Origin of the sequence: Treponema socranskii subsp. socranskii VPI DR56BR1116 = ATCC 35536 (assembly GCF_000468115.1) — a bacterium.
In the GTDB taxonomy this organism is placed as follows: Bacteria; Spirochaetota; Spirochaetia; order Treponematales; family Treponemataceae; genus Treponema_D; species Treponema_D socranskii.
The window spans coordinates 1-17137 of record NZ_AVQI01000027.1 but is presented as its reverse complement, the minus strand read 5'-3'; the positions used below and the strand labels follow the sequence as shown (position 1 = coordinate 17137).

Genomic DNA, 17137 nt, shown 5'->3' with positions numbered 1-17137 from the left:
CGAGACGGCTCTGTTTACAACTGTTCGATTTCCGCTTCGGTGAGACCGGTCGCTTGGGCGATAACACGCTGCCGCTCACCTCTTGACAAATAATATACCGATCGGTACATTATATACCGAACGGTATACAGGTATGACAATAAACGATAACAGCAGAGATGCAATTCTCAACACGGCAATACGCCTTTTTTCACAAAAGGGATACGAAGGAGTCGGCGTGCAGGAAATTTGCGAAAACGCAAATATTACAAAGCCGACCTTATATTATTTTTTCAAAAGCAAGCAGGGGCTTTTGCAGGCGATAGCGGATTCAAAGGGTGCGGAGCTTTTGCAAAAGCTCGAACGTGCCGCAGCGTACGAGCACGATTTTTTGAAAAGCCTGACACGCATCCTGACCGCGACAATCGATTTCGCCCTCGAAAATCCCGATTTTTTTAATCTGCACAGCGTGCTTTTAAATGCGCCGGGCAATGCGGAAACCGAAGCGGTCTACGCGCCGTTAAAAAAACGCTTCGATTCGGTGTTTTCGGAATTTTTTATTAAATCCGCGCACGAGTTCGGCAATATGCGCGGAAAAGAAAAACTGTATTCCATACTGTACCACAACAACGTTATTTCGGTTTCGCTTTTATGCGTACATCAAAAATTGTCCGGAGACGACCAAACGATTTACCGCATCGTACACGGCTTTGTCTACGGCGTAGCAAACTGATGCCGGGAGATGTATATGTCAAATTTATTTTCGGATAAAATTTTTTATCATATCTATGCACTGGGAATGGGGAATTGCCCGAAGCGGAATGATTTTGCGTGTCCTGCCGGGGATTTTTTTGAAAAACTTTCGGAGCAGTTGGACAGGATTCGATCCTTGGGCTGTAATGCGCTCCTCATCGGGCCGATTTTTGAGTCGAGCGCGCACGGATACGATACGGTCGATTATTATCATATAGATCGCCGGTTGGGGAACAACGAGCGCTTTAAACGGTTTTGCCGTCTGTGCCGTGAAAAGGGATTCGCGGTAGTGCTGGATGCGGTATTCAATCATACGGGGCGGGATTTTTTTGCGTTTAAGGATATTCGGCAAAAAGGGCAATACAGCGCTTACAAAGATTGGTATGTCAATATTGATTTTTCCCGGCGGAGTGCCGAGGGGGACTGCTTTGAATATGAAGGCTGGGCGGGCTGCAAGGATTTGGTAAAACTGAATGTCGATAACGACGCCGTACGGGAACATCTTTTCGGCGCGGTAAAAATGTGGATCGAAGAATTCGCAATAGACGGCCTGCGCCTCGATGCGGCGGATGTGCTGAGTAAAACATTCCTCGATGCGCTGGCTTCCTTTTGCCGAAGTATAAAGAGCGATTTTTGGCTGATGGGTGAAGTCGTGCACGGCGACTATTCCGAATGGGCGCGGAACGGCAGGCTCGATTCGGTAACGAACTATCAGATATACAAATCGCTTTGGTCGTGTTTGAACGATCGGAATATGTATGAGCTTTCGTATAATTTGAACAGAGAATATAACGGCGAAAGCGGTATGTATAAAGACATCGCATTGTACAATTTTGCGGACAACCACGATGTAAATCGAGCGGTCAGTGCGCTCACCTCTCCGGAGCGGCACCTGCATCTGCTATACGGGCTGCTCTTTACGATTCCCGGCATCCCGTCCGTTTACTACGGCAGCGAATACGGTATACGGGGAGTGCGGAAAGTCGACGGCGATTACGAACTTCGCCCTCCGCTTCCGCCTTTCGCTCAGCTTCCGGATTTTACGCAGCCGGGTTTTGACGCGGGCTTTATCCGTACGTCCATTGAAACATTTTCGAAAATACGACGGAGCCGTCCCGCTTTGCAGCGCGGTTCGTACCGGCAGGAGTTTATTGCAAACCGGCAATTCGGCTTTTGGCGCGAATGTTCCGAAGAAAAAATCCTGATCATCGTAAATTCGGATTTTGTGCAGGCCTGTGTTTTTTTACCTACTATCCCTGAGGGTGAATATGAAAATCTGACGGACGGAAGGGTCTGTCATTCCGATGATTTGAAAGAACTGCAAACGGCTCCGTGTTCAATACTGATATTGCGCAAAAACGAATGATCGGAAAATCATTTTGTTAAATTTATCCGAAAATCATTCCGTGCATTACACCTGCACGGCTCCTTGACGCAGCACGCGGAGGGTACCCGAACTTATATCGACGATGGTCGACGGAAGGGCGCCCGACGTATCGCCCGATGAAATTATTAAATCGACATCGTCTTCAAACGTTTCGATAATGTCGCCTATTTTTTCAAGTACGGGTTTTCCGCTTTTGTTGACGCTCGTCGAATAGACGGGACCGCTTTGCGCGATGACAGCTCTCAGCCACGCATCTCCCGGGCAGCGATACGCGGCAGTGCCCCCCGTTCCGTCGTTTACGATGATCGTGAGCGCGCCCGGCCATTTTGCAAGGAGAGAATCCGGTACGGCGTCCTTTGCATAACGGCGGATTTCATCGGGATGCGCGATGAGGCGGATAAAAGGTTTTCCTTCGTCCCTGCCCTTTATCGCCCGTATTTTTTCTTCGGTTCGGAATATCTTTTCGCCGCTTTCGACGATGCCCGAAAAACCGTACACGGTGTCCGTCGGAAGGATAACGATTTTTCCGCACTTTAAAAAATCGATACAGAGGGAAGCCGCTTTTTCGTCGGTTTTGTGCATAATCACCGTACACCGCCGAAAGACGCATATCGTATTTTATCGCGCGATTCGGAACGAGGTCTGTGCATGCGGTCGGCCGAAGCATTTTTCAGTCCGTCTTCTCCTGCAAAACTTTGCTTCTTTTTTCTTCGCGCCATAGTTTCTCCGCTTTCTCCGGCAAGCGTCAAAAGCACAAAGATAAGCGCAAAAAACGCGATGCCGCACGCTTTGCACGTCCGCTCGCTCATAAAGGCTATGGGTGCGCGCCGGATGACGGTTCCCGTATCGTAGAGCGGCGCTTCGTAGGGCTTAAGTCCGGTGATTTTCACGAGTTTTTCTCCCTCGCTCACGTAATCGAGCTTGCGCGCATAGGCTGCGATAACGTCTTTATCTTTTTCGAGCGCCGTACATTCGAGGGAAAGTTCGTCGTGTATCTTTTGGATGATCGCCGTTTGCCTGCTTATCACGCGTTTTTGTTTTTGCAGCTGATTGTATACGATGATGCCGTCTCTGCCGGCGAAAAACGAAAGAAGTACATATACGAGGGTACCGGCAAAGAAAGCCGAAAGCGTTTTTGTCAGCGTCATATTGTCTTTATCGGTGTAATCACCTATTTTCTGAAACGGAAATATATGTTATACTGTACCGATAATATTGTCGGAATTTTCCCGACAGCATACTGTTTTTTTGCAGCTTTTATGCCGATAGTATAACGGATAGACTATGCATCTCTGCACATAGAGGGGAATGATATGGCTCATAGTATTGATAACAAAAACGAACTCGACAGTTACGGCGTCTGGGTAAAGCGGGCTCCCGAATCCGAACCCCGGAAATCCGAAAGCGGTGATAATTTTAATTTCGACGTCGATCTGCCCGATTTTTCAGACATAGACTCACCTGCATCCGAAAAAACGCAAAACGATACGCTTGCCGTCGAAGATGTCTCGATCGAAGATTTTCTCGACAACGGTTTTTCGGAACCTCCCGTTCCCGACGATACGCTTGAAACGCTCGCTCCGACCGAAGAAACCATACCCGATTTTTTCGGTGCAGAAGAAGCGAAAATCGATTCCGCACAGGATTTCATGCCGGCAGAAAACGAAGAAAATACCGTCCTCCCCGAACTTCCCGAATCGCTCGATACGGCTTTTGTACAAGACGATGCGGCGGCATCTCCCGAAGCGACAGTTACGGAAGATGTCGACCTGTCCGATTTCGGAGTCGATTTCAGCGCCGATGAAGCGCCTTCGGATACGCCGTCGCCCGGAAGCGCGGCACCCGTTCGAGTGCAAGCGCCGCGTGCCGATTACGATCTTACCGTTTCGGCCGACGACGGCGCCCTTCCCGCCGCACAGACAAACGCCGTCCCCGACAGCTTCGACGAAGAAGCAAAATCGCTTATGGACAGTGTTTCCGCACCGCGGACGGAAAGCAACGATCTTTTGCGGCAAATCGTCGAAGATCTTTCGGGATTAAAAAACGAAATCTCCGCACTGAAAACGGAATTCGCCGAATTAAAATCGCGCGGAGGAACTCCGGCAACGGAAGCGCAGGCCGGAGGATTTTTCAGCGATTTGGACGAAGACGAAACGATTTCACTTTCCGGCGACGAACTCGACAATATCATGAGCAGCGCCGATTTCCTGAATAACGAAAGCAAAGTCGATGCGCTTGCAGAAGAAACAAAAGCCGCCGAAAAAAGTGCAGAGGCGGTCGACCTCTCCGTCGTTCCCGAAACTCCCGTCGCGGAAAAACCTGCGGAAGAATTTTCAGCGGATAATTTTTTTACACCGGAATCCGATGCGATTCCCGAACTTTCGCCGGAACCCGATACCGTTTCCGAAGCAGATCTCGAAGAACTCCCCGAAGAAGCCGAGCTTGAAGAGCTTCCCGATGCGGAACTCGATCTTCCCGAAGAGCTGTCGATTCCGAAAGTCGACGACATCTTAGCCGGAACCGTACCAAGTGAGCCTGTCGCAGATGTGCAGAATTCGCCCTCACAGACGGAGTTCCCCGACGCCGCAACGGACGACTTTTTCCAAGCGGATACGACAGCGACGGATGATTTTTTCAAAACCGAATCGGAGCAGCCTGCGACGCCGGACGATTTTTTTACGGCGGATTCCGTTGCTGCGGAAACTTCTCCGGCAGAAGTCGCCTTTACCGACGCCGAAGAACCTGCGGCAAAAGCGGATTCTGCGTCCGCTTCAAAAGCTTCCGGTCTGCCTGCAAATTTGACCGAAGAAATCAAATCGGTTCTCCTGTATATGGATCAGCTGCTCGAAGATTTGCCCGAAGAAAAGATCGTCGAATTCGCGCGTTCGGAACAATTCGCGACGTATAAAAAACTTTTTGCGGATTTGGGATTGGCATAATATGGGCTTGCTCGGTCTCGCTTCGGGCGGACAGGCAAAAAAATCTCCCGGTCTTTTAGCCGCGGCCGCTCCGCTTGTACAAAAAACGTCGTACGCTTCGTTTTCAAAGCTGTGCAAAGATTTTCATATCCGACACGGTGCCGTCTTTCAAATGACCGACGGCAGCTTTACGATGAGCGGCTGTACGGGACTTGACGCTGCAAGCGCAGTTCTTTCCGTTTCATCTTCCGATTTTTGGGACGGCACGATCGGCAAAGATCCGTCCGTAAAAAGCTTTTCAAAGCCGGCCGGCAATCTCACCGCGTTTTACCAGCTTTTTTCACCGCGCATAAAAGAAAAGCTTTCATGTCTTCATTTTTTGCGCCTCTCATCCGATGCGATCTTTGTAAAAGCGGATTTTATAGGGGAAGATTCCGTTCCGCCCGTCGAAGCGATAAAAATCCCCCTTGCAGAATTTATTAAAAACGGCGATAGTCGAAAAAACAACAAATCGCTTTTTTCCGTCGACTCCTCTCTTTTACAGGAAAAAGATGCAACGCTCTTTTTGCTGTCGACAAAAATTGCGATAAACAGAATACTCGTTTCCGATGCGCCAAAAAGCGCGCCTATCAAAGATCGGATTTTCACTGCGATCTACGCAGATGCGGCCGACATACTCGAACGCTCCTTTGCCGCTCCGAACATCTGCTGCAGGGGCAAAAACGGTGAACTGCATATCGTCCTCTTTTGCCGTGCGGATTTCGACGAAGCCGTTTTGCAATTTCACGTAAACCGAGCGCTCACTCCCCTGCTCGACGCGGCGGCGGAATCGCTCATGCTCATCAAAGCGGGCACGGCGCACACAACCGAAGATATCGAACGATTTACCGCCGAAGGTTGATGCCTTGGGCATACGCTTTTTTACCGCAAAAAGCGGTCTTCCGTCCTGCGCCGCAAACGCCACGAATCTCCATTCATCCTACGATCCCGAACGCGAAGCCGAACGCTTTGTCGACGCAATGTCGCCTTCTTTTTATCCGCAGTACATCGTCGTCACCGAACCCGCCCTATCGTATTGCGCGCAGTTTTTTCGAAAGCGCTTTCCCGCTGCCGTCCTCGTCGCCGTGCGTTATGCGCCGGATTTTGCCGAAGCGGACAAAGGGTGGGATATCGTTTTCGATGCGGCGCAAAGTGCGCTCCGGCTTTCGGATACGCTCTTCGACAAACTCGGCGAAGAAGGTTTGTGCTCCGCTCTTTTCGCTTCGTGGCAGCCGTCCGCACGTGCATTTCCCGAAAAAAATGCAGCGGTCTGGCAGGAGATAAAATACGCGGTCGATAAGGGACGCGACGTCCTCTTTACGCGAAGCTGTTTTGCCTCTCGCTGGATAGCGAATGCGTTTTTTATCTGCAGGCACATAGAACGCGCACGGCGCATCGTCAAAGGCTCATCTCCCGTCGTCGTCGCAGCTTCAGGGCCGAGCCTCAAAAGCGCACTCCCCTATCTCGCGCAGTTTCGACCGTCGTACTTTCTCATTGCCGCATCATCCGCTCTTTCGGTTTTAACTGCATACGGCATCATCCCCGATGTCTGCATCGCAACCGACGGCGGCTTTTACGCAAAAGCGCACTTGTCGCCGCTGCTGCGTTTTCCGCACATACCACTTGCGCTCGCCCAAGAAGCTTCGTGCAGCGGAGATATTTTATCGACGAGCGGCATCATCCCGCTGTCATACGGCGACGGATTTGCCGCAAGCCTTTTTGCAGCGTGCGGCATCCCTTCGATGAAAATCGAACGAAACGGTACGGTCAGCGGCAGCGCGCTCGACTTTGCGCAGAGCATAACGGACGGGAGCGTTTTTTTGTGCGGACTCGATATGGCGTCCGCTTCCGGCTTGCAGCACGCCCGGCCGAATGCGCTCGAAGAAAAAGCCACAGCGTCCTGCATGAAAACATATCCGAACGAAACGAAAAGCAGCGCTTCCCGCTTTGCTTCCGGTTCGCTTGAACTTTATCGAAAATGGTTTCAATCGCTTCCGAAAGCGCGGGTAAAAAACGTATACCGCTTCGCGCACGATTACCGCTTTTTAAATACGCTCGGCGCGATCGCCGATGTCGATACCGCTTTTTTTGAACAATCGCTTTCGCAGCAACGAATCTTGCCGCGCATCGAAGATGAAGCACTTCCGAAAAAAGAAGCCGTACAAAAAGCCGCGCTCGATTTTTTAAAGCTGCACGCAGGAAGCGACGCATGGCTTCACGAAATTTTTCCCGCGGAATACGTTTCGCGGCAGCGTGAAATCGATGCGGAAAAAAAAGGGAGCAAAACGGAAACGCTCGCAAAAAAAAGCGACGCGCTGTCGAAAAAGATTGCGAGGATAATAGGATGAAGGTGCTTTTTTCATCGATCGTCACCGCGAAAAATGGAAGCCCCGTCCCCCTTTTTTACAACGGCAAAAGCATGCACTCGCGCTACGACCCGGAAAAAGAAGCGGAACAGGCGGCTTTGCACGTAAACGAATCGAAGTTTTTTATCGTCGCGGGAGCGGGCGGCGGCTACTTTATCCGCGCGCTCAAAAAACGCTTTCCCGGCTCTATCATCCTCGCTGCTGAAAACTCGCAGGAAGACATCGATTTTTTAAATCGGATCCCCGTCTTTAGAGATCTGCTTTCGGACAAGCACATCCGCATCTTTCCCCTTGAAAAAACGTTCGGCACGATGCTCGGCTTTTACGTACCCGCGTTTTACGGTTCGTTTTCAATCATCGAAACGCCTTCGTGGGCGAACGAAAACAAAAGCGGCATCGAAGTCTTTCGAGCCGAGACGACGAGCGCGGCGAAAGCGATTGTAGCCGATTATTCCGCCCAAACACACTTCGGAAAAATCTGGCAGCGCAATATCATCGCAAACCTCACTCAAATCGGCGCTCAATCCCGCACGACCGGCGATGCGCAATCTGCAGGGACGGACGGCACACAAAACAAAGCGGCGTTCACCGCTCCCGCCGGAAAAACGGCGCTCATCGCAGCGGCAGGTCCTTCGCTCGACAAAGCGATTTTATACATCAAAAAAAAGCGAAACGATTTTTATATCGTTGCAACCGATACCGCATACCGAAGTTTTTCAAAGCGCGGCATAGGATGCGACGCCGTCGTGTCGATCGACGGTCAAATTCTGTCGGCGGAACATTTTTTCTCCGAAACGGAACGGCATCGAACGCTCTTCATTTTCGACTTGTGCGCTCATCCGAGCGCAGTGCGTTTTATTAAAAAATCCGGCGGTAAAATCGCCTTCGTTCAAACAGGTCATCCGCTTGCCGAGTACGCATCGCGGTTTTCGGAACGCAAAAGGGGTACACCTTTTCCGCACGTTGCGACGGGAGCGGGAACGGTGACGATCGCCGCGCTCGACTTTGTACTCAAAGCGGGTTTTTCCGATATCGCCGTCTGCGGAGCGGACTTTTCGTATTCGGAAAAACCCTACATGAAAGGCACCTACCTCGACTCGCTCTACAACGCCGAAAGCGGACGTACCCGTTCGGCGGAGACGGCATTCGACGCGCTTATGTTCCGCACCGAACTTTTTCAAAACGCAGGTTCCCGCACGACGGAGATGCTCGACGCATACCGCAAAACGTTCGAATCGCACCTCGCAGAATACTGTACGCATATCGACCGTGACGGCGTTTTCTACCGCGCAAGCGCAAAAAAAACACCCTCTCCGCTCCGCTTTTGCACTTCATTCGATATGGCGTCGTTCGCCGTATTTTTTAAAACCGATTTTTCGCATTCCGTACGGGAGCTTTCATATCCCGATTTTGATCCCGCAATCGCATCGTTATTTCCCGCCGTCGCTTCTCTTCGGAAATCAAAAAACGAAAACGCAGGCAAAACTTTTTCCGAACTCTTGAAACTTGCATACGCCGAGATTCTGAGATATACTCGACAATATGAAACGTAAAAGCATTACCGTGTATTCGATCGTCATATCCGCAATCTTTGCGGCGGCAATCATATTTTTGTGCTACAAACTCGGCTGCGAATACGCCGCCGGAAGAGAGCGCACCGGCCGTACATTCGACAGCCTCGCTGCCGCAACCCGAGACGCACTTTCACGCTACGGCGATTCGTCTTCCGACTTCCGAGACGCTTTCGTAAAAGCGTGCGGCACGTACGACGACTACGCTTTTATCACTTTAAAAAACACATCGGGTATTCTCTTCGCCTATCCGCAAAACGAAGACATTTCATCGATACGCACGTCGCAGTTTTGCGAAATGCATTCGAGCAGCTTTCAAGCGGGAGATGACACGTACATTCTCTCGGCATCGATGTATCTCATCCGGCCTGTTTTCGTCTTTTACTATGCGCGCTTTTCGTTTATCGTCATACTCGTCATTACCGTATTTACGCTCATTTTAATACTGTATTTGCATTTTGCGAATTCCGAAAACACCGCAGCGGACCGTACCGACATTATCCCCGAAGCGGCATACGATGATGCTCCTCTCGCGCCGGCGGAAAACGGCTCCTACCCCTTCGACGACGATTTTCCGATTGACGACGGATTTTCGACGGCCGATACGATTGCAGCGGACAACAAAGACAAGTACGACGCTTTATCCGTACCGGATGCCGCATTGCCCGATACGGACGATGTATTTGAGGAAGAAGAAATTATGCGGCGGGATGCAGCCGCGCACCTAAAAATGTCCGGCGGCACAGCCGGGGACGATGCGGAAAAAATATCCTACGGCCGATTCGAAAACGATACAAGCGGCAGTGAAACGACCTACGTTCCGCCTGAAACGCCGTTTGTGGAAGAAGCGAACGAAGCGCAAAACGATTCGGCAGACCGCTTTTCGCCCCTCACGGGTTTCGGCCAGGCGTACAATCTTGAAGGGCGGCTCGACGGTGAATTGATACGAGCGGCATCTTCGGAACGGGATCTGTCGCTGTTTATGATACGTATTCCGAACCTCTCGTTCACTTCAAGCGCATCAAAACGAATATGCGCATACCTTTTCGAACGCTTTCAATCGAACGATCTGCTTTTCGAATATATGACCGACGGATTTTCGATAATTAAACTCGATACGACCGTCGACGGCGCCCTCGAAATTGCCGCCGGGGTTCGAGAAGATATCGTCAAAATAATAAAAGGCGAAAATATGGAACCGAAATGTGCAATCGGCATTTCGTCCCGCTCCGTGCGGATGCTGCCGGGAAAGCGCCTCATACAGGAAGCGAGCGAAGCGCTTGAAAACGCATTGCACGATGAAACTTCCCCGATCGTCGCATTCCGCGCAGATGCCGACAAATACCGCAGGTTTATCGAGGAAAGGCAAAGCTGAGCGGGCGTTATTCCCTGCACGGACTTCAGAGCTTCCGTTTTACCGCCGCGTTTTTATCCGCAGAAGCCTCACCTTTTACCGCATCTGCACTTTTATCCGCAGCGGTTTTGTCCGCTCCGCTTTCGTCGGCAGCTCCGCTTTTATCCGCAGGAGCTGAGGTCTTATCCGCTGCGTTTCCTTCCGAAGTTTCATCTTTTGTATCCGCAGAGCCGCCTTTCGAAGCTTTTTCCTCGGCCGGCTTTTTCAAATCGGACAAACGCTTTTCGTAATCGGCAAGGGATGCGCTTTCGGGAAACCGTTCTTTTAAGAGCGCGATAGATTCTTCCGCACCGGCCGTATCTTTTTGAGAGAGCAAAACGGCGATGAAGTTCACGAGCACCGTTTCATTTTGCGGATTTTCATCGACGAGCGTTTTATACGCCGCCTTTGCACCTGCAAGATCGCCCGACATCGCTTGTATATACGCAAGCGACATCCGCACGCTCACGTTTTGAGCATCGCGCTCGAGCAGCCGTTTGTAGATTTTTTCGGCTTCCGGCCAATTTTTCGACAGCGCGTACATCCTGCCCAATTTGTATATCGCAGTCCAATAGAGGCTTTCGTCCTGCATTGCACGCTTATAATACGGAGCGGCTTTATCGTATTTTTCAAGTTCGGCGTATGCATCGGCGATTGCCATGTATTCGGCGGCAAGGGATGAGCGGGTGACGGCAGCTTCTCCGGGGATCGGAAAATGCGCGCCCGTTTTGCACGAAACGATCAACAACGCCGCTAAAAGGACAGCCGCTTTCCGCATCATCAACCCAACACTGTCTGTTCGATTTTGTACAGCTGCGATCGGTACAAACCTGCGATATTGCTTCCGTAATCGGCGATGAGCTGCATGATATTGCGCGGCGAATCTTTGGCATCCGTGCCGTTCAATCGGTCACCCGCATCCCCCAAGCCGGGCATGATGTATGCGGACGTGTTGAGCGCGGGATCGAGCCACAGCGTATAGCACGTGCAGTTTTCAAGGGCGCGCGTAACGCGGATACAGCCTTTGAGCGCGGAAATCGTGTTAAAAAATTGAATCGATTTCGGACGGACGCCCTGCCCCTGCAGATATTTTACGACGGTGACGAGAGAGCCGCCGGTCGCATTCATCGGGTCTGCGAAAATCAAATCCTTTCCGTCGAGCTCTTCGAGATTGAAAAACGACTTTTTCAAATTCAAAACGTATTCCATATCCGCTTCCGATTTTTGATCATTGCGGCTGATTTTAAAAAGTGCAAAGGGCGTCACGTAATCGTGCGACGAATACTCTTCGATCTCTTTCGATATGATCATGCTCGGAAGCAGCGCGCCGCGGAGCATAACGCACATCACGGCGTTTTCGATTTTCGAATCGATATCGGGTATTTTGTGGACGGCGTAATTCTGCACCGGATAGGTTACCGGCGTTTTGACGATCATATAATTTTTTTTCGACGAATGCGCATCGGTGTACGCCATACGAAACAACATTTCATACGCGCGTTGGCTGTAATAGATAAATTCCTGATGACTCGTATTTATATCGCGCAGCTTCGAGATGACGCGGGACGCTTCGGCGTGCGCGCCCTCTTCGGTGACAAAGGAATAGACGCGTATGTGCGGGTGCCCCGCACAGATCTCCTGCATTTTGTGTCCCATCGCATTGAACGCATCGATGATCTTTTGTTTGTTTACAGGATCGAACGACTTCATCGTTTCTTTGTACATTTTATCGAGCTCATCCAAATCGATTTGATCCTGCCGCGTCAAGTACCCGTCGAGGTCTTCCGCTTTCAAGATAACTTCATCGCCTGCCATAGTTCCTCCGCGATCGCCTAAAATTTCAAAGCCGCACCGATTTTTCATTCGGCTTCTGCGGCATATTTTTACAATACGAACAATTTATACAGCTGCCGCTTATTGATTCGAATACCCGATACCGTAATATTCGTCGGCGAATTTCTCGTCGTTTGCGCGTTTGTCAAACCGAATGCGAGAGCAAGCATCGCCTCTCCCGCGCGCACGATATTTTTATTATTAAAATCGAATTCGATCGACATGAGATACTGATCTTCATGCGCGCTGTCGCTTATCATTGCGCCTTTGACGTAATTGAGCTGCAGATTTAAATTCGTGCCTGTGAGGATCGTCAAAAACGAAAGCGGGTTCGGCGCGTAAAAACGTATTTCGCTCCCCGACACATCGAGCCAGTCATAGACGGCATCGCTCACATTGTGCGAGATACTCCCTCCGTATGCGTGAGCATCGAAAGCTGAAAGCATGGGCCTCACGTCGTTTGCGGCGCACACGATACTCGGCGACGGAAAAGCGAGAGAAACGCCGTTCGACGCGTAATAAAAATACGGACGAATGCTTCTTTCGGGTATATGGGTTTCGGTTTTCCACTGTGCGCTTTTTAAAAGAAGCGCTTGAGCCGTGCGCCTCGGAATATTTCCGGAAACGGCAGCTTCGACCGAAAAGCTCGTTTTCGTGCGCGAAATCGCCGCGTAAATCGTATCGATGCGGCCTGAGATAAGCTTTGCATCGCTTTCGGAAATATGCTGCGCGCTCGCCCTCAAAATCCGTTCGACGAGTTCGCCGTCCGTTTTTTTCGGGATCCGCATATAAAAAGAGGCATCCCCCGAAAGCAAATCGATCGGATTGACTTCCGCTCCTTTCGGAAGCGACGCACACGATCCCAGAATAACAAGGGTAAGAGAAGCAAAAACGGCCGCATATACGGACGGCAAATTACGCCTTTTCAATTTGTACCTTCCACAGTTTATCTTCGGCTTCGACGTTCTTTCCCGAAAGGGAGGCGAGCCAAAAAGACGAAACGGCGAGCGTTTCGTTTTCGATAAAGGGTGCAAAGAGTTCGTACGCGGATTTGAGTTCCGCATCGCCTGAAAGCGAAAGACGGATCCGATCGGTAACGGCAAAACCGCTTTCCTTTCTGAGGTTTTGTATGCCGCGCACCAAATCGCGCACCCAGCCTTCTTTTTTAAGCTCGTCGGTGATCTTCGTGTCCAAGCCCACCGTCAGCGTGCCGTCGTTGAGCACTTTCAAATCGTCTTTTTCGATGCGCTCGACGTTCACTTTCGTGCCGTCGAGGTCGATGCTCTTCCCTTCGACTTCGATCGTCAATTTCGAACCGTCGAGGATCGTTTGAATGGCTTCATGGTCGAGAGAAGCGATCTTTGCGGATGCCTCTTTCATGAGCGGACCGATTTCTTTTCCGAGTACGCGGAAATTCGCCTTCGCCCGGTATTCGACCAGTTCGTCTTCCCGTTCGTGAAAGATGATGCGCTTGACGTTGAGTTCTTCGCGTATGGAATCTTCCATTTCGGCAAGGACTTTTTTTTCTTCGGGATCCCGCGTTACGAGAGCCGCGCTTTCAAGCGGCTGTCGGTTTTTTATATTGAATTGATTTCTGAGCGCGTGTCCCATCGAAACGGCTTTTTGCACCGCTTCCATTTTAAACTCGAGCGCTTCGTTCCGCAGCTTTTCGCCGTATACGGGATAGTCTTCGAGGTGTACCGATTCTTTATCGCTTTTCGTGCGGAGATTTTGCCAAATCGTTTCGGTGATAAAGGGGATAAAGGGACATGCGGCGAGCGCAAAAGTTTTGAGCGCGATGTACAGCGCCGCGTACGCTTCCTTTTTATCGCGGTCGTTTTCGCTTTTCCAAAAACGGCGGCGGTTTCGTCGGATATACCAATTGTTGAGTTCGTCGATAAAATGCACGATGGGATCGATCGCACCGGAAAGGTCGTAGGAGTCGAGAGAAGCGCTTACGCTTTTGACGAGCTTTTGCGTGATCGAAAGGAGCCACGCATCGAGCGGATTTTGCGGAAGCGCTTCATCGAATTCATGTCCGTCGGGCGAGATGCCGTCGATATTCGCATACTGCACAAAAAAGCTGTAACTGTTCCACAACGGTATGACGATGCCTTTTAAAATATCGCGCACGCCGTCGTCCGAATAGCGAAGGTCGTCCGCTTTGACGACCGGAGAGTGCATGAGAAAGAGGCGTATCGCGTCGGCGCCGAATTTTGAAATCGCTTCTTCGGGATCCGTGTAATTGCGGAGACTCTTCGACATTTTGCGCCCGTCCGAAGCGAGCACGAGACCGCTTACGATACAGTTTTTAAATGCGGGGCGATCGAAGAGTTCGGCTGCGAGCACGGTGAGCGTATAAAACCAGCCGCGCGTTTGGTCGAGACCCTCCGAAATAAAATCCGCCGGAAAATGCTTTTCGAAATACTCTTTATTTTCAAAGGGATAATGATTTTGCGCATAAGGCATGGAACCGGATTCGAACCAGCAGTCGAGCACTTCGGGAATGCGCTTCATTGTACCGCCGCAGCTTTTGCACGGAATCGTAATCTTGTCGACGAACTGTTTGTGCAGATCTTCGGGATAGACGCCCGAAAGGGCTTTGAGCTCTTCCCTGCTTCCGACACAGATCGATTCTTTGCACGAATCGCATTTCCAAATCGGAATCGGATTGCCCCAAAAGCGGTTTCGGCTGATCGCCCAATCGCGCGCGCCCGAAAGCCATTTTCCGAACCGCCCGTCTTTGATATGCGGCGGCCGCCAATTGATTTCGGCATTCGCTTTGAGCAATACGTCGCGCTCTTCGGAAACGTTTACGAACCAGCTTCCGATGCTGCGGTAGATGAGCGGAGAAGCGCACCTCCAGCAATGAGGATAGGAGTGCACGATCGTATCCCGTTTGATGAGTTTTCCTTCGGCTTTCAAACGCGACATGATGTCTTTGTCGCAGTCTTTGACGAAGCGGCCTTCGTAGTCGGACACTTCATGCGTAAAGCGGCATTCGGCGTCGATCGGTTCGGCACAGGGAATACCCGTACCCTGAAAAAGCTTGCTGTCGTCTTCACCGAAACCGGGCGCCGTATGGACGATGCCCGTACCGTCTTCGGTCGAAACGAAATCTCCGTTGAATATCCTGAACGCACCGACAGAGCCGTCGTCCATTACCGCCAGATGTTTAAAATACGGAAAAAGCGGTTCGTAGGTCGCGCCTAAAAAATCGCTTCCCTTTCGGGTATAAACGATCGAATACTCTTTTTCGTCTTTATAATATGCACCGAGGCGCGCCGCTGCGAGGATATAATAATCACCCGAAGCGGTATCGCGCACTTTAACGTAATCGATATCCGGCCCCATCGCAAGACCTTCGTTCGAAGGAAGCGTCCACGGAGTCGTCGTCCACGCAAGAAAATACGTACTCCCGTTTGCAAAATCCGCATCGTCTATGGCATCGGGAGCTTTTGTCGCCTTAAACCGCACCGTGATCGCAGGATCCTGCACGTCCTTATAGCCGAGGGCGAGTTCGTGATTCGAAAGAACCGTCGCGCAGCGCGGGCAATATGGCAGGATATAGCTTCCTTCGTAGATGAGATTTTTATCCCACAGCGCTTTTACGACCCACCAAATCGATTCCATGTAATCGGGCATCATCGTTTTATAATCGTTGTCGAAATCGACCCAGCGCCCCATGCGCGTGATGATCCTCCGCCACTCGTCCGTATAACGCAGCACGCTCGCACGGCACGCATCGTTGAATTTTTCGACGCCGTAAGCTTCGATTTCGTGCTTGGAATTGATGCCGAGTTCTTTTTCGATTAAATTTTCGACGGGAAGCCCGTGACAGTCCCATCCGAAACGGCGTTCGACTTTTTTCCCCTTCATCGTCTGATAGCGCGGGATAATATCTTTGATCGTCGAAGGAATAAAATGCCCGAAATGCGGCAATCCCGTCGCAAACGGAGGCCCGTCGTAAAACACGTATTCTTCAGCGCCTTCGCGCTGTGCGAGGGACTTTTTAAACGTATCGTTGTCCCGCCAAAACTTCAGAACCTCTTCTTCCTGCTTGGGAAAGTCCGCTTTCGGATTTACCGGTGTATACACAAAACGCCTCTATAGTTAAAGTGGAAAACAGTATACAGGAAAAAGGGAAAAAATACTAGAGCGCGCGATTTCGAGCAGTGCGGAGAAATCGCGCGCGTCTTCTATGAGAGAAAAACGCGCCAAGCGTTTTTCAACTCCAGACTTTCAAAAATAAATCCGAGCAGTGCGCAGGATTTTTTCGCGTCTCCTATGAGAGAAAAACGGCTTAGCCGTTTTTCAACTCCAGACTTTCAAAAATAAATCCGAGCAGTGGTCGTTCGCGGTACATCCGTATACCGCTCACTACCGTATTTTTGCTGCGCAAAAATACGCGACCATTTCGTAAAGATACGACACGGCATCCCTGCCGTGCGTTGAAGGACGTTCCCCGCGCAGGATTTTTTCGCGTTTCCTATAAAAGAAAAACGCACCAAGCGTTTTCAACTCTCGACTTCAAAAAAGCGATTTCGAGCAGTGCGGAACTTGCAACGAGCACGAAGCTTCATACCTTTTATTACATCCGAAAGGATGAAGTATAAAAGCATCCGCACGGATAAAAGAAAAACGGCTTGGCTGTCACGGAAATCAATTTTTACCTAAAAGGTCGGATGTCGAGCTTTTTGAAAAGCAAATACTATTACAGTTTTTCGATTTCCGCTTCCGAGAGACCGGTCGCTTTCGCTATCATTTCAATGTCCAGCCGCATATCCGATAAAATTTTTGCCGTTTCCCGCTTTGCTTGATACGATCCCGCGGCGATGCCGTCGCGTCGGCCTCTGCGTATTCCCGCAGCAACGCCCCGTTCAAAGCCGATCTTTTCA

Annotated in this window: 13 protein-coding genes and 1 pseudogene; 7 read left to right on the top strand and 7 right to left on the bottom strand. The window is 50.7% G+C overall.

The annotated features are described in order from the left end of the window. The first annotated feature begins 133 nt into the window (after positions 1 to 133). Together HMPREF0860_RS04200 and HMPREF0860_RS04195 are read left to right on the top strand one after the other, a co-directional pair. Entirely contained in the window at positions 134 to 712 is a 579-nt protein-coding gene (locus HMPREF0860_RS04200) for a TetR/AcrR family transcriptional regulator (protein WP_021331037.1), read from the top strand. Between the two features lie 15 nt (positions 713 to 727). Next, a complete protein-coding gene (locus tag HMPREF0860_RS04195) occupies positions 728 to 2098 on the top strand; it encodes an alpha-amylase family glycosyl hydrolase (RefSeq protein WP_021330985.1) in 1371 nt (456 codons plus the stop codon). A gap of 45 nt (positions 2099 to 2143) precedes the next feature. On the opposite strand, the gene HMPREF0860_RS04190 is transcribed toward HMPREF0860_RS04195, so the two are convergent. Together HMPREF0860_RS04190 and HMPREF0860_RS04185 are read right to left on the bottom strand one after the other, a co-directional pair. Next, on the bottom strand, positions 2144 to 2707 hold the full coding sequence (locus HMPREF0860_RS04190; RefSeq protein ID WP_156002153.1) for an L-threonylcarbamoyladenylate synthase: 564 nt from the start codon (positions 2705 to 2707) through the stop codon (positions 2144 to 2146). Then, complete coding sequence (locus tag HMPREF0860_RS04185) at positions 2704 to 3267, bottom strand: FtsB family cell division protein (protein WP_021331014.1); 564 nt, start codon at positions 3265 to 3267, stop codon at positions 2704 to 2706. The genes HMPREF0860_RS04190 and HMPREF0860_RS04185 overlap by 4 nt, the downstream gene beginning before the upstream one ends. 165 nt (positions 3268 to 3432) lie before the next feature. Between HMPREF0860_RS04185 and HMPREF0860_RS04180 the strand changes: the two genes are divergently transcribed. The 5 genes from HMPREF0860_RS04180 to HMPREF0860_RS04160 are packed head-to-tail and all read left to right on the top strand — an operon-like array spanning position 3433 to position 10388. Next, entirely contained in the window at positions 3433 to 5058 is a 1626-nt protein-coding gene (locus tag HMPREF0860_RS04180) for a hypothetical protein (protein WP_021331013.1), read from the top strand. Between the two features lies 1 nt (position 5059). Then, complete coding sequence (locus HMPREF0860_RS04175; protein WP_021495524.1) at positions 5060 to 5938, top strand: hypothetical protein; 879 nt, start codon at positions 5060 to 5062, stop codon at positions 5936 to 5938. A gap of 4 nt (positions 5939 to 5942) precedes the next feature. After that, a complete protein-coding gene (locus HMPREF0860_RS04170) occupies positions 5943 to 7424 on the top strand; it encodes a 6-hydroxymethylpterin diphosphokinase MptE-like protein (RefSeq protein ID WP_021331003.1) in 1482 nt (493 codons plus the stop codon). Beyond that, positions 7421 to 8995 carry a motility associated factor glycosyltransferase family protein gene (locus tag HMPREF0860_RS04165; RefSeq protein WP_021331021.1) on the top strand — a complete coding sequence of 525 codons (1575 nt, stop codon included), beginning with the start codon at positions 7421 to 7423 and terminating at the stop codon, positions 8993 to 8995. The genes HMPREF0860_RS04170 and HMPREF0860_RS04165 overlap by 4 nt, the downstream gene beginning before the upstream one ends. Continuing rightward, positions 8985 to 10388, top strand: a complete 1404-nt coding sequence (locus HMPREF0860_RS04160) for a nucleotidyl cyclase domain-containing protein (protein ID WP_021331020.1) — start codon at positions 8985 to 8987, stop codon at positions 10386 to 10388. The genes HMPREF0860_RS04165 and HMPREF0860_RS04160 overlap by 11 nt, the downstream gene beginning before the upstream one ends. Positions 10389 to 10413: 25 nt before the next feature. Here the strand turns inward: HMPREF0860_RS04160 and HMPREF0860_RS04155 are convergent, their stop codons facing one another. The 5 genes and pseudogenes from HMPREF0860_RS04155 to HMPREF0860_RS13910 all read right to left on the bottom strand — a co-directional run. Further along, positions 10414 to 11187: a tetratricopeptide repeat protein gene (locus tag HMPREF0860_RS04155; RefSeq protein ID WP_021330990.1), complete on the bottom strand. Its 774-nt coding sequence runs from the start codon at positions 11185 to 11187 to the stop codon at positions 10414 to 10416. Then, positions 11187 to 12221, bottom strand: coding sequence for a uracil phosphoribosyltransferase (locus HMPREF0860_RS04150; protein WP_038082200.1), 1035 nt, complete (start codon positions 12219 to 12221; stop codon positions 11187 to 11189). Before HMPREF0860_RS04150 ends, HMPREF0860_RS04155 begins: the two co-directional genes overlap by 1 nt. A 68-nt stretch (positions 12222 to 12289) precedes the next feature. Further along, positions 12290 to 13168, bottom strand: a complete 879-nt coding sequence (locus tag HMPREF0860_RS04145; protein ID WP_156002156.1) for a hypothetical protein — start codon at positions 13166 to 13168, stop codon at positions 12290 to 12292. Beyond that, entirely contained in the window at positions 13155 to 16337 is a 3183-nt protein-coding gene (ileS, locus tag HMPREF0860_RS04140; protein WP_021330982.1) for an isoleucine--tRNA ligase, read from the bottom strand. Before ileS ends, HMPREF0860_RS04145 begins: the two co-directional genes overlap by 14 nt. Positions 16338 to 16953: 616 nt before the next feature. Further along, positions 16954 to 17137 (bottom strand): annotated as a pseudogene (locus HMPREF0860_RS13910) (Rpn family recombination-promoting nuclease/putative transposase); the annotation flags it as partial.

Excerpts from the sequence above, each read along its gene's own strand:
- HMPREF0860_RS04180 (WP_021331013.1), top strand. The coding sequence starts at position 3,433 with ATGGCTCATAGTATTGATAACAAAAACGAACTCGACAGTTACGGCGTC.
- HMPREF0860_RS04185 (WP_021331014.1), bottom strand. The coding sequence starts at position 3,267 with ATGACGCTGACAAAAACGCTTTCGGCTTTCTTTGCCGGTACCCTCGTA.
- HMPREF0860_RS04175 (WP_021495524.1), top strand. The coding sequence starts at position 5,060 with ATGGGCTTGCTCGGTCTCGCTTCGGGCGGACAGGCAAAAAAATCTCCC.
- HMPREF0860_RS04165 (WP_021331021.1), top strand. The coding sequence starts at position 7,421 with ATGAAGGTGCTTTTTTCATCGATCGTCACCGCGAAAAATGGAAGCCCC.
- HMPREF0860_RS04160 (WP_021331020.1), top strand. The coding sequence starts at position 8,985 with ATGAAACGTAAAAGCATTACCGTGTATTCGATCGTCATATCCGCAATC.
- HMPREF0860_RS04150 (WP_038082200.1), bottom strand. The coding sequence starts at position 12,221 with ATGGCAGGCGATGAAGTTATCTTGAAAGCGGAAGACCTCGACGGGTAC.
- HMPREF0860_RS04155 (WP_021330990.1), bottom strand. The coding sequence starts at position 11,187 with ATGATGCGGAAAGCGGCTGTCCTTTTAGCGGCGTTGTTGATCGTTTCG.
- HMPREF0860_RS04200 (WP_021331037.1), top strand. The coding sequence starts at position 134 with ATGACAATAAACGATAACAGCAGAGATGCAATTCTCAACACGGCAATA.
- HMPREF0860_RS04195 (WP_021330985.1), top strand. The coding sequence starts at position 728 with ATGTCAAATTTATTTTCGGATAAAATTTTTTATCATATCTATGCACTG.